The following is a 13,507-nucleotide window of genomic DNA, read 5'->3' as shown; positions in this document are numbered from 1 at the left end:
TAAGCTCTTCCTCCTAATTAATTTTATTTAGAAAAATACGTTCTATTAGCTTGTAGACGTCCTCATTATCTCCTTTTAAAGTTTCTTCTTTCAAAACTTCAATGGCACGATTTATATATGTGTTAGCACTACTTTTTAAAAGAGTGGCTACAAGCTTGTCATTATCTTTAGTATACTTTTTATTCTTAAAAGTTTTAAGGTTATTTTCTACAAGTAATTGACCTTCATCTTTAACATCTTTAATTATACCGCCTAAAGACTTTAACTTTAAAAAATTTTCATATTCATCGTAGTATTTATTTATTATATATTTATTTGAATTCATAATATTTCTGCGTTGAATCTTGTTTTCTTTATCTACATTTTGAAGATTATCTAAATTAAATAAACATACATTTTTTAATTCACTACAAGAATCCTCTACATTAATTGGTAAGGAAAGATCAAAAATTAACATTGATTGAGAAGGTAGATCTTTCTTTAAAACAAGGGGAGTAGGGGATGCAGTACAGCATATTAAAGCATCTATGTATTTATAAGTGTCAACTAGCTTATCAATGGATATAATTTCAATCTTTTTATTTACAGTTAATTCTATATTTTTAATTATAGTGCTATGATTAATAACTTTATCTGTATTTCTTACCACTATATATATTTTATCTAAGATATCTTGTTTTCCTATAAGATAATTTAAAGTTAATTGTGCCATTTTACCAAAGCCTAATATTAATATGCTTTTACAACCTTGGTCTAGAGCTTTTTTAGCAGCTATAGATGAATAGGATACAGGTGTCTTATGTAGTTTACTTTCAGTTTTAAACTCTTTTCCACAACTAATAGCCATTGAAAATAGCTTATCAAAAGAAGCTTTTATTACTTTTAATTCTTTACTTTTTATATAGGCATCTTTTACTTGACCTAAGATTTGATCTTCACCTAAAATCTTCGAATGAAAACCACAACTTACTTCCAGTAGGTGAGTTATAGCTTTACTATCATTAGAGTAAAATATATATTTAATAAATTCTTTATCCCAATTAAGTGATTTGAACACTTCTTGTATTATATTATTTTGTGATAAGGAAGATTTTAAGTATATTTCTGTTCTATTACAGGTATTAATTATAACAACTTCCTCGCATATAGTTTCTTTCATTTTTAGTAATATTCCATCTATATTATCTTGGGATATTGCTAGTTGAGCTCTTAAAATTAAATCAAGTTCTTTCTTTATTCCAATTAAATGAATCATTTTTACCCCCAAATCTATGAAATTACTAAATTTTATTTAATCAAATTTAAAACCCACTACAAGTGGGCTTATCATAACTCATATATTGTAACAAGAAAATTATACTATATGAAATTTTTTTTGACAATGATAAAATAGGATAATAAAATCTTATTATATATACTACTAGTAAAAGGAAAGGGGAATATGATGAAAAAATTTATTTTAAACACTGTTATTTCTATTACAGGCTTTGTTTTTATTATTCTTATCTCTACTTTAATAGTAACAAGTATAAAACCTATTTATACTTATAGTATTAATAAATTTAATATGGAGGAAAGAACAAGTTTATCTATTGTTGAGATGAAAGAAAATTATTCTTATGTGATAGATTATTTGTTATATAATAACAATGATAAATTTGAACTACCATCTTTAGAATCATCAGAGGCAGGAGATTTTCATTTTAAAGAGGTAAAAGAATTATTTAGTTTAGCTAAGATTACTATATTAAGTTTAGCAATTATGTTAACAATACTATTTGTACTGTATACTAGAATCTATAAAAGCTATAACTATATAAAATATATCTCTATTATATCAATAATAACTCCGCTTATAACGTCAATTGTTATAAGCACTAATTTTAAATTTTTCTTTACAATATTCCATAAAATATTTTTTAATAATGATAAATGGATTTTTGATCCTATTACAGATCCTATTATAAATATACTTCCTGAAGAATTTTTTGCATTATGTGCTGGTGCCATTGGAATTCTTTGTATAGTCATTGGAGTAATATTATATGTGACATATTACAGTTATAATAAAAATAATTTAAAAAGATATTAGAAAAATTCTAATATCTTTTTAAACTTACAGATAAGTTATACATACTTTTTTACCTAATGCAGTTAATAATCTTGATATATCTTTAACAATTTTGATTTTTAAATTAAATTCATCTGGAAAAGATGGATTTTGATGAGCTGGATTAACTGCTTGCCCTACATATATATCTATGGAGGTACCTTCATTAATTAGCATATTAGTAATTCTAGAAGCTCCATCAGAGCCATTTATAGTGCAGGGTATAGTGTTCTTTTTAATAGCAGTTAGATAATTTTTTAATAAATCTTTTACTTTATTCAAAGTTAGTATACCCTCTGTAACCAAGTCTATACCTTTCATATATCCCATGGGTGGGACCTCTGAAGTATAATGCTTTAAGTCTATTTCTATTGGAGTGTGCAGTGCATTAGATATTATATTAGCTGTAGTGCCACCACATACAATTTTTTTACCAGTGGTATTTTTCACAAGATTTATAAGAACGCTATCGTCGTCTTTAATTTTAGGTGGTCCAGTAAAGATAGATATATGTTGTTCCTTTCTTATCTTAATAGTTACTACAGTGGTATCATCGCCAGGTTTATTATCATATAAGTCTTTACATACTTCTAACAATTGTCTACATATATTTTGAGCAATCACTTCTTTATGGAGTACATTAGTGAGATATCTGTTTATATGAGGCCATTCCCAACCTAAATTTAAGAGCCCACCTACACCAGCATGTACAACTCCATCGCTTATAATAACTAGGGCGTCGGATTCATTCATGTAAAATCTGCTTTCAAAAATAACCTTACCATTTACTATACGTCTATTCTTTTTAATGTCACAACTTCGATTATTTCTAAAAAGAAAAACAGGAGGGTTATCATATTCTACCATATACACCTCGCCACTATTTTTAATTTTCACGATTGTAAAAGTGGAGTAGGCTAATTTTCTAACTTGACACTCAGGTAATGTATTAATTATAGTATCTATAGTTTCATCTATGGTAGCTCCTTCTTTTAACATAGTAACTGCAATTTTTGATGTTAAAGTTCCTAATATATTAGCTTTAACACCACTGCCAAGACCATCTGACATTACTACTATAATCCCATCTTCTGTTTTAGCAATTTCAACATTGTCACCACAAAGTTCTTCCCCGTGCTTATTCATACTCATATTGGCTACATCTAAGTAATATTTTCTCATATTAGTCTTCCTTTTCTAATACTTTTTTTAATTCTAAGATAGCAACTTTAGTTTCTGCAGTAGTTTCACCAAGTAAGCTAGCTATTTCTTGTGCAACCATCATTTGCTTATTTATAATTGATTGGGTAACATCAATAGATTTATGCTTTAGTTCAATTAACTCTAACTTTCTGCTTTCCTCTTCTGTTATATCTGTAAATGTTACCAATAAAGATGAGTGATTTTTAATATAGATTATACTTTTATATCCATGAAAATCTAATTGACTATAGAATACCTTTTTACCTAAAATGTTCTTTTTTGTTTCAGCTACTTTTTTAAAATCTAAGTCATGTATTATTTCAGTTATAGGAAATCCTATTACACTTTCATTTTCACAATTTAGAAACATTTTTCTTCCAGAAGGATTAATGTCTTTAATTAATAAGTTATCATCAATTATAATTAGAGCATTAGGTGAATTTTTAAATATTTCACTATTCATATTTTCAGCTAATGACCTCATATAAGGTACACACATTTCAACTTGAGACATTCCGTTATAAACGGCAATAGCTTTTTCAACGCAGGTGTTATATCCACAAGCACCACAGTTTAATTCATCTTCTTTAGTGTATTTTCCCATTTGTTTAAGAAGAACTTTAATTTCATCTTCTTCAGGGGATAGCATGTGTATCTTTTTATTTTCATAATTTCTTGTAAGATTAGATTTATTTATATTAATAACTTTTGATTTATTATTTTGGGTTTTTAAGTAATCTTGAATTCTTTGAAGTCTGGTGTATACAGATTCATTATTAGATAGTGTGCCTGGACCACCAAGACAACTTTCATTACATGCACTTAATTCTATACACACATTTTTTAAAGTATTATTTTTAAGTTCCTCTAAAATAACTTTACAATTTTCGAGACCGTGAACTCTAATTACATTTAAATCTTTTTTATCAATAGTAGGCCTTATAGCATTTAATATTCCGCCAACTACAGGATAGCGATCACCTCTAGTTGTACCACTAAAATCCACATCTCCATCTTCTAGTTGAAAATAGTCTATATCACTATCTTTTATAAAATCATTGATTTCATCAAAGGTTAGTACAGAATCAACAAATCCTAAATTAGATTCAGATAAAGCTTCGTATTTTTTAGATACACATGGACCTATAAAAACAGTATAAGATTCCTCATATCTTTGTTTTATGCTTTTTCCGTGGGCAACCATAGGAGAGGATACTGGTAAAACTAATGGTATTAATTCAGGATAATATTTTTCGATTAACATTACTATGGAAGGACAGCAACTTGTGATGAATTCGCTATTTGAACTACAATCAATCCTAGATTCATATTCTTGAGTTACTAGTTCTGCACCTATAGAAACCTCTTCAATGTAAGAAAAACCTAATTTTCTTAGAGCAGTTATCAATTTATGAGGATGAGAGAATACTCCTCTAAAAGCAGGTGCTAATTGAGCTACAACTGTTTTATTGCTATTTAATGCTGCCTTTACATCATCAATATCTGAAAGTACATGACGAGCATTTTGAGGGCATACTACTAAACAGTGACCGCAGGAAATACATCTATCTTCTTGAATTTTAGCTTGATCATTTAATACTTCTATAGCTTTAACTGTACAAGTACGTACACATTTGTAGCAATTTTTACAGTTAGCTGATGAAAAATTCATTACTTGCATAAATTCACCCTCTTAATTATATATTCTTCAAAGAATTTATCTACTTCATCTTCATTTACAGTATAAATTTTATCATCTACCGTAACACATACTGAATCAGTACAATGACCAAGACAAAATGAAGCTTTTAATTCTATTTTATCTGTTAAATTGTTTAATTCTATTAAACTCTTAATTCGGTTTATAACATTGTGAGAACCTCTTACATAACAAGCACTTCCCACACAAACTTTAACAATCAAAATAAAATCCCTCCTTAATCTGTATATACCTTATACAATAAATTATAGAACTTTGGTAAAACACCGTCAATCACATGTTGTTATGCATTTGACAATGTTATAGAAGTAAGGTAAATAATAAGTATAAAATATATTATAGGAGGAAATAGAATGAGGTTAGTAATTGTTTCTGATATTCACGGCTCTTTAAAATATACAAAAAAAGCTATAGAAATATTTAATAGAGAAGAGGGGGATTATTTATTAATTCTTGGAGATATACTTTATCATGGGCCAAGAAATCCATTACCTGAAGAGTATAATCCTAAAGATGTAGCAGAGATATTAAATGAATATAGTCATAAAATAATTGCAGTGCGTGGAAACTGTGATTCGGAAGTTGATCAAATGTTATTAGATTTTCCATGTATGGGGGATTATTCTGTAGTTTTATATAACAACAAAAGATTTTTTCTAACTCATGGACATATATATAATGAGAATAATATGCCGAATATATCTACAGAAGATATAATGTTACATGGGCATACACATATACTAGGGCTTAGCATAAAAGAGGGTATTTCAATAATTAATCCAGGTTCTATATCTTATCCAAAGGAAAATAATCCTCATAGCTATGGAGTTGTAGCGGGAGATACGTTCTATATAAAAACATTAGACGGCACCATAATTAAAGAAATAGTATTAAACTAAATAATGTTATATATTAAAAAAGAAGAGGAGCATTTTAAAGCTTCCTCTACTTTTTAATTATTTTATCAATTATACTAGATTCAATTAATTCACTTTTACTAAATCCATTTCTAAAGTATCTCACTTGTTTATATTTAACTCCACCCATTTCAAAATCAAGGACATCAATTCTATCTCCCTTAAAAATTTCAGCTTCTTTTTTCCCTTTTAGAAATATATGAATTTCCATATCATTCCTCCATATAGTTATTTACTAAATAAATTATATAACAACATAGATAATTTATTCAATTATATAGATAAAAAGAATTATTGAATTAGGTTAAATAATATTTTAAAAGATAGACATATAGTAATTATTCAAGGGATCTTTTTTGTAAATAGGATTCTATATTTATACTTAACAAAAATAATTTGTAAATAATTAAAAATGGAGTAGGTATAACATGAAAAGTAATGTTATAATGATATGTAAAGGATCTGGTGGTTATATTGTTACTATATGTACTGCAAAACTAAGTACTAAGGCTTCACCTAACATAAAAGAAAAAAATGGTTAGAGAAGCTTTTACATGGTTCCACCAAAAATAACTAATTTTAACTGCAGGAGGAGTATGTATGAACTTAGAACATGTAAAAAACATTGATTCAGAAATTTATGAAGCAATTTGCCTTGAAACTGCTAGGCAGGAAAGTAAAATTGAACTTATCGCTTCAGAAAACTTTACAAGTGAGGCTGTAAGAGAAGCCATGGGGTCAACTCTTACAAACAAATATGCAGAAGGCTATCCGGGAAAAAGATATTATGGTGGTTGCGAATGTGTAGACATTGCTGAAAACATTGCTAGAGATAGAATGTGTAAACTATTTGGCGCAGATCATGCCAACGTTCAACCTCATTCAGGCTCTCAAGCTAATATGGCAGTTTATATGAGCGTATTAGAACCAGGAGATAAAGTATTAGGAATGAATTTATCTGATGGTGGACACTTAACTCATGGAAGTTCAGTTAATTTTTCTGGAAAGTTATATAAATTTATATCTTATGGAGTAGGTGAAGATGGATTTATTGATTATGAGGCATTAAGAACTGTTGCTTTGGAAGAAAAACCTAAAATGATAGTTGCAGGAGCTAGTGCTTATCCAAGAATAATAGAATTTGATAAAATAAGAGCAATTTGTGATGAAATAGGTGCATATATGATGGTAGATATGGCTCATATTGCTGGACTTATTGCAGCAGGGGTTCATCCTAGTCCAGCACCATATGCAGATTTTATTACAACAACAACTCATAAAACTTTAAGAGGACCAAGAGGGGGAGCAATACTTTGTAAAGAAAAGTATGCAAAACTAGTAGATAAAACTATATTCCCAGGAATACAAGGTGGTCCATTAATGCATACTATTGCGGCTAAAGCTATTTGCTTTAAAGAGGCTCTAGATCCATCTTTCAAAGAATATCAGCAAAAAGTTTTAGAAAATGCTAAAACCCTTGCAAATGCATTAAAAGAGAGAGGATTTAATTTAGTATCTGATGGTACTGATAATCATTTAATTCTATTGGATTTAAGAAATAAAGATATTACAGGAAAAGCAGCAGAACATCTATTAGATGAGGTTGGAATTACTGTAAATAAAAATACAATACCTTTTGAAACACAAAGCCCATTTGTAACTAGTGGTATTAGAATAGGTACTCCAGCTACTACTACTAGAGGTTTTGGAAAAGATGAAATGATTGAAATTGCTGATATAATGAATTGGGCAATTGATAATAGAGATAATGATTTATCACCAGCTAAGGAAAGAGTTAAAGCTCTTTGTGATAAAATTCCACTATATAAGTAAATTACTTGCAATAAGTAAATACCTGGCATTTTATCTGCTAGGTATTTATATTATTTAAAAATATAAGGATGAATACATAAGTAATATTTAGATTATATTGACTTATTTGTTTAAACCTCTTATAATTATGATTGAAAATCAAATAGTATTTTAGGTGCTTTTTAAAAGTGAAAAGGGAATATGGTTAAAATCCATAGCAGCCCCCGCTACTGTAAATGATGACGACCCTCAAAATACCACTCTTCATAGGGGAAGGTGAGGTTAGAATGATTCATAAGCCAGGAGACCTGCCTAAATGTAAGCTTTCGGAGGGAAATGAGCTATTTTAGTGGCTAAGTTAATATGTATAAGAAAATTAAAAAATTTTGTAAGTTTTATCTTACTTATATTTAAACTTATATTCTTATTTTACTAAGATGGAAATTTTTTATTTATTTGGGCAAGGGAGCTTTTCTTCCTTGCTTTTTTATTTTATTTAGATAGAAAGAAGGTATAGTAAATGGCTAAAATAATGATTCAAGGTACAGCTTCTTCTGTAGGGAAAAGCATACTAGTAACTGCATTATGTAGAATATTTAAACAAGACGGATATTCGGTATGCCCGTATAAGTCACAAAATATGTCTCTTAACTCATATATAACACTGGATGGAAAAGAAATGGGGCGTGCCCAAGTGTTACAAGCTTACGCTGCTGGTCTTGAACCACAGGTATATATGAATCCTATTCTGCTAAAACCAACTACAGATAAAAATTGTCAAATAATTTTTAATGGAGAAGTCTATGGTTACTCTAATGCAAAGGAATATCATAATTTAAAAGTTAAATTCAAGGATGATTTAAAATCTGCTTTTGAAGAATTGGAAAATCAATTTGATATTATTGTTATGGAAGGTGCAGGAAGCCCTGCAGAAATAAATTTAAGAGATAATGATATTGTTAATATGGGTATGGCTGAACTAATAGATGCGCCTGTTTTACTTGTAGGTGATATCGATAAGGGAGGCGTATTTGCATCTTTATTAGGTACTATTATGCTCCTTAGTGATGCTGAGAAGGACAGAGTTAAGGGAACTATTATAAATAAGTTTAGAGGAGATATATCTTTACTTAAACCAGGAGTTGATAGTTTAGAGGAGCTAACTCATAGAGATTGCTTAGGGGTTGTTCCATATTTTAAATTAGATTTAGAAGATGAAGATGGAGCTGTTGACCTTAATAAGAACATCACAGATAAAATAGATATAGCTATTATAAGATTGCCACATATATCAAACTTTACTGATTTTGATGCATTATCTATAGAACCAGATGTTTCTGTAAGATATGTGGAAACTGTAAACGAATTTAAAACTCCTGATTTAGTTATAATTCCTGGAACTAAAAATACACTAGGAGACTTAGAATATCTAAAAAAATCAGGTTTATATAACAAGATTAGAGAATATGAGGGTAATGGAAAAATTATAGGTATATGTGGTGGATATCAAATGCTAGGTAAAGTACTAGAAGATCCTTATGGGATTGAAACTTTACTAGAGTTTATGGATGGATTAGATCTTTTACCTATAAAAACAGTATTTGAAGAGAAAAAGGTTACTACTAGAGTTAATGGTATCATAGCAAAGGACTTAATAAACAATAACACTCCTTTAAATATATATGGATATGAAATACACATGGGAAAAACTACAATTATGGATGAAGGTAAAAACCTTATTACTATAAATAAGAGTAATAATGAAGAGACTAATCATTTAGATGGGGTAGTAAATGATAAAGGAAATGTGATGGGAACCTATATTCATGGCGTTTTTGATGGGGTTGAATTTAGACAACATATTATTAATGAATTAAGAAGAAATAAGGGGATTGAAGAGAAGGCTTCTATGCCTTATGAGCACTTAAGAGAAAAGGAATTAGATAAACTAGCTGACCTTGTAAGATCGTCTATAGACATGGATAAAATATATAAAATAATGGGCTTAAATAGGTAATAGGAGATATTATTATGATTAATTTTCATATATCTTTAAATATACTTTGTGTATTTTTAGCAGCTATCTTAGACTTTATTTTAGGTGATCCTAGTTGGCTACCACATCCTATTATATATATTGGAAAGCTTATTGGTGCTCTAGAAAAGTGGCTAAGAAAACACTTCCCTAATAATAGTAAATTGAAGTGGACTTCTTTATTTATGGTATTTATAGTTTGTGCAATGACATACATGATTCCTTATTTATTACTTAAACTATCTATAATAAATAATATTATTTTTATAGTAGCTAACACTCTAATAATATGGACAACGCTTGCGGCTAAGAGTCTTCATTCAGCAGGAATTCAAGTCTATGATGCTCTTGGTGAAGATGATATAAAAGAAGCTAGAGTTAAACTTTCATATATTGTAGGTAGAGATACAACTTCTTTAAGTAAGGATGAAATAATTCGAGGGGATGTAGAAACCATAGCTGAAAATACTTCTGATGGTATAATTGCACCTATAATTTATGCCATTATCGGAGGAGCTCCCCTTGCTATGATGTATAAAGGTATTAATACTATGGATTCTATGGTAGGGTACTTAAACGAAAAGTATAAGAATATAGGTTTTTTCCCAGCAAATATTGATGATATATTTAACTTTATTCCTGCTAGATTAACAGGAGTATTAATGTGTCTTACAGCATGGATAGTTAATGGAAGTATAATTACATCCTTTAAGATTATGATTAGAGACAGAAAGAATCATAAAAGTCCAAATTGTGCTTATCCTGAAGGAGCTACAGCTGGAGCTCTATCTATTGAATTAGGTGGTACTAATACTTATTTTGGAGAAGTAGTAGAAAAACCAACTATCGGTGATGCTACAGAATCATTAAGTCATCATCATATAAAAAAATCTATAATACTAATGTATAGTAGTGAAATTTTGCTAATAATTTTAAGTTTAGCATCTTTGATTATACTTTAATTAAAGTTGATTACTTATATATACTTACACATATTAAGATGAAAGGTGGTATATATATTTTGAAACATGGAGGAGATATATATACTGAAGGTACTTTAATTGGAAGAAAACTTTTAGACTTTAGCTCAAATGTAAATCCTATACCTATATCTAAGGAATTTAAGGATAATATAGGAGAAGCTTTAGAAAAGGTACCTCTGTATCCAGATATAAAATATAGAGAATTAAAAAATAACCTATTAAATTATTTATTTAATAGTAATGAGCACTTTAATGGAAATGCCTATGGAGAAGAGTCTCTTAAGAGCATAAGTATTGAAAATATTATAGTAGGGAATGGAGCAGCTGAAATATTAGATTTAGTTATAGGCTATTTGAATTCTATAACTATAGTTGTTCCTTCCTTTGTAGAATATGAAGACTTTAGTAAAAAACATAAATTGAGCATTAATTATTCTTTTTTAAATGAATTTATGGAATATGATTATGTAGATATTTTTAAAAAAGTACAAAATACAGAGGGGTTAATAATCGCTAATCCCAATAATCCAAATGGTTGTATTATTGATCATTGTAAATTTAAAAACATATTAGACTATTGCGAAGTGCATAATAAATTAGTGATTATTGATGAAGCGTTTATAGAGTTTGTATTAGATAATAAGAAGAGTATAATTAATTATATACATAATTATAGTTGTATTGTAATAGTTAGGGCTATAACAAAATTTTTCTCTATGGCAGGAGTTCGCTTAGGTTATGCCATAAGTAGAAATAATGGACTACTAGATTTTATTCAATATAATCAAAATCCTTGGACAGTAAATTGTTTTGCAGAAGTTGCTGCTAAGTATGCTTTAACTGATGAGAAATTTATAAAAGAAGGTAAAAATTGGTTGATTTCTGAAAGAGAATTTATGAAGAATTCTTTGAATGATATAAAGATTATAGAAAAGGTATATGAAAGCAAGGGCAATTATTTTCTTTGTAAAATAAAAGGAGTTACAAGCTCAGAACTTTTAAAACAGCTTATGGAAAAGGGTATTTTAATTAGAAATTGTAATAATTATACTGGCCTTAATGATAGTTTTGTAAGGATAGCTATAAAAACTAGAGATATGAACAAAGCTATTATAAAAGCTTTAAGTGAAATTAATAGCTAAATAAAATATTAGAATAAAGGATAGGATTTTCATGGATAGTTTTAATAATTCCGTATTTATTTCATTGAATGGTATGAATACTAAAGTTTTAATATTAGGTGGAGGAAAAAGCGCTTTAATAAAAGCTAAAACTCTTTTATACAATGGATTTATGGTTCATTGCATCTCAAAAGAATTTACCGATGAATTTAAAGTGTTAGATGGTGCTTATACTAATTTGGAACTTTTAGATAAACCTTTTACTAATGAGTTATTGGAGGATTATCATTTAATTGTAATTTGCACTAATGATGATAAATTCAATGAAAATATTAGGAATATATGCAACAGTAAAAATAGAATTTTTATAGATACTACACTTCCAGAAAACTCCAAGGCTGTTCTTTGTGCTACAGGAAGAAGCAAAAATATTGCTTTAGGTCTTCGAGTTAAGGGGAAAAATCCTAAAGCATCAGTATTTTTATGTAATAAGGGAAAAGAGTATTTTGAGAGCTTTGACAATTATATAGAATTTATAACTCATATTAGAAATAATGTAACAACTTTAAATAACAAAAATGAAATTCTAAATTTTATCTGTTCTGAAGATTTTCTTTTTTTCTTTAACCATGGATACCATATTGAGATTTTGAAGTTATTTTATTCAGATTTATTAAATAAACGAGGTATAGATTTAAACTATACCATGAATGGAGGAGTATAATTGGTTTTAAAATTAGCTACACGAAAAAGTAAGCTTGCTCAAGTTCAAACTGATTATGTAATGAATTTGATTGAAGAGTTACATAATATAAAATGTGAAAAGGTTCTTACAGATACCTTAGGAGATAAAAGACTTGATGTAACGTTAGATAAAATTGGTGGAAAGGGTGTCTTTATAAAAGAGTTAGAAAAATTAATGATTGATGAAAAAGCACATGGTGGAGTCCATAGTATGAAGGATGTACCCTATGAGTTACCAGAGGGTTTCTCTATTGCTGCTACACCAATAAGGGAAGATGTAAGAGATGCATTTGTATCTATGAATGGTATTTCATTTTTTGATTTACCTAAGGGAGCTAGAGTTGGTACTAGTAGTAAAAGAAGAAGTGAACAAATTCTGCTTTTAAGGCCAGACGTTGAAATAGTTCCTGTAAGAGGAAATGTTCAAACAAGAATTGATAAGATTGAAAATGAAAATTTAGATGGAATAGTATTAGCTGCTGCAGGGTTAAAGAGATTAGGATTAGAGGGAATCATTACTAATTATTTTGAGACAAATGAAATAGTTCCTGCAATTGCACAAGGAGCATTAGGAATAGAAATTCATGAGAGTTGTGAGTATGCAGATGAATTAAAGGCCTTAGATAATGAGGAAGTCAGAATTTGTGTAGAAGCTGAAAGAAGCTTTATGAGAGAGTTAAAAGGCGATTGTCACTCTACTATTGGTGCATATGCTAGTATAGAAGAGGATGTAATGACTATTATGGGTATATATGAAGTCAATGGTAAACTAATAAAAGACACTGTAGTAGGAAATAAAGAGGAATATTTAAACTTAGGAAAAAAATTATCACAAAATATCTTAAATAAATAGATATTAAAT

At 28.7% G+C, this 13,507-nt stretch carries 13 protein-coding genes and 1 riboswitch; of the genes, 8 read left to right on the top strand and 5 right to left on the bottom strand.

Translation table 11 applies throughout. From position 1 onward, the window contains the following. Window positions 1–13: 13 nt before the first annotated feature. Complete coding sequence (gene hemA, locus ABDZ93_RS02040) at window positions 14–1,255, bottom strand: glutamyl-tRNA reductase (protein WP_343823173.1); 1,242 nt, start codon at window positions 1,253–1,255, stop codon at window positions 14–16. Between the two features lie 189 nt (window positions 1,256–1,444). Here hemA and ABDZ93_RS02035 point away from each other — a divergent pair, with 189 nt between their 5' ends. Beyond that, window positions 1,445–2,092, top strand: a complete 648-nt coding sequence (locus ABDZ93_RS02035; RefSeq protein ID WP_343823171.1) for a TIGR01906 family membrane protein — start codon at window positions 1,445–1,447, stop codon at window positions 2,090–2,092. A gap of 24 nt (window positions 2,093–2,116) precedes the next feature. On the opposite strand, the gene ABDZ93_RS02030 is transcribed toward ABDZ93_RS02035, so the two are convergent. The 3 genes from ABDZ93_RS02030 to ABDZ93_RS02020 are packed head-to-tail and all read right to left on the bottom strand — an operon-like array spanning window position 2,117 to window position 5,236. Beyond that, window positions 2,117–3,292, bottom strand: coding sequence for a SpoIIE family protein phosphatase (locus tag ABDZ93_RS02030; protein WP_343823169.1), 1,176 nt, complete (start codon window positions 3,290–3,292; stop codon window positions 2,117–2,119). 1 nt (window position 3,293) lies between these two features. Continuing rightward, the gene (locus ABDZ93_RS02025) at window positions 3,294–4,994 is read right to left on the bottom strand and encodes a [Fe-Fe] hydrogenase large subunit C-terminal domain-containing protein (RefSeq protein WP_343823167.1); all 1,701 of its coding nucleotides are present in this window, start codon (window positions 4,992–4,994) and stop codon (window positions 3,294–3,296) included. Continuing rightward, window positions 4,985–5,236 carry an NAD(P)H-dependent oxidoreductase subunit E gene (locus tag ABDZ93_RS02020; RefSeq protein ID WP_343823165.1) on the bottom strand — a complete coding sequence of 84 codons (252 nt, stop codon included), beginning with the start codon at window positions 5,234–5,236 and terminating at the stop codon, window positions 4,985–4,987. Before ABDZ93_RS02020 ends, ABDZ93_RS02025 begins: the two co-directional genes overlap by 10 nt. A gap of 150 nt (window positions 5,237–5,386) precedes the next feature. Between ABDZ93_RS02020 and yfcE the strand changes: the two genes are divergently transcribed. Continuing rightward, the gene (yfcE, locus tag ABDZ93_RS02015; protein WP_343823163.1) at window positions 5,387–5,932 is read left to right on the top strand and encodes a phosphodiesterase; all 546 of its coding nucleotides are present in this window, start codon (window positions 5,387–5,389) and stop codon (window positions 5,930–5,932) included. Between the two features lie 46 nt (window positions 5,933–5,978). Here yfcE and ABDZ93_RS02010 read toward each other — a convergent pair whose 3' ends face one another. Beyond that, entirely contained in the window at window positions 5,979–6,161 is a 183-nt protein-coding gene (locus tag ABDZ93_RS02010) for a hypothetical protein (protein WP_343823161.1), read from the bottom strand. Window positions 6,162–6,550: 389 nt separating this feature from the next. On the opposite strand from ABDZ93_RS02010, the gene glyA reads away from it, so the two are divergent. From glyA to hemC, 6 genes are all read left to right on the top strand, one after another. Then, on the top strand, window positions 6,551–7,783 hold the full coding sequence (gene glyA, locus ABDZ93_RS02005) for a serine hydroxymethyltransferase (protein WP_343823159.1): 1,233 nt from the start codon (window positions 6,551–6,553) through the stop codon (window positions 7,781–7,783). Between the two features lie 135 nt (window positions 7,784–7,918). Next, window positions 7,919–8,092, top strand: a riboswitch (cobalamin riboswitch). Window positions 8,093–8,282: 190 nt separating this feature from the next. Continuing rightward, window positions 8,283–9,779 carry a cobyric acid synthase gene (locus ABDZ93_RS02000; RefSeq protein WP_343823158.1) on the top strand — a complete coding sequence of 499 codons (1,497 nt, stop codon included), beginning with the start codon at window positions 8,283–8,285 and terminating at the stop codon, window positions 9,777–9,779. Between the two features lie 41 nt (window positions 9,780–9,820). Next, a complete protein-coding gene (gene cbiB / locus ABDZ93_RS01995) occupies window positions 9,821–10,759 on the top strand; it encodes an adenosylcobinamide-phosphate synthase CbiB (RefSeq protein WP_343824498.1) in 939 nt (312 codons plus the stop codon). 38 nt (window positions 10,760–10,797) lie between these two features. Then, window positions 10,798–11,922 (top strand): pyridoxal phosphate-dependent aminotransferase, encoded by a 1,125-nt coding sequence (locus ABDZ93_RS01990; RefSeq protein ID WP_425544746.1) that lies wholly within the window; start codon window positions 10,798–10,800, stop codon window positions 11,920–11,922. A gap of 31 nt (window positions 11,923–11,953) precedes the next feature. Beyond that, window positions 11,954–12,625, top strand: a complete 672-nt coding sequence (locus ABDZ93_RS01985) for an NAD(P)-dependent oxidoreductase (protein WP_343823154.1) — start codon at window positions 11,954–11,956, stop codon at window positions 12,623–12,625. Then, a complete protein-coding gene (gene hemC, locus ABDZ93_RS01980) occupies window positions 12,626–13,498 on the top strand; it encodes a hydroxymethylbilane synthase (RefSeq protein WP_343823152.1) in 873 nt (290 codons plus the stop codon). Window positions 13,499–13,507 lie beyond the last annotated feature (9 nt).

The organism is Clostridium subterminale, from assembly GCF_039521425.1.
GTDB lineage: Bacteria > Bacillota > Clostridia > Clostridiales > Clostridiaceae > Clostridium_J > Clostridium_J subterminale.
The sequence above is the reverse complement of the archived record's forward strand: the minus strand, read 5'-3'. Positions and strand labels throughout refer to the sequence as shown.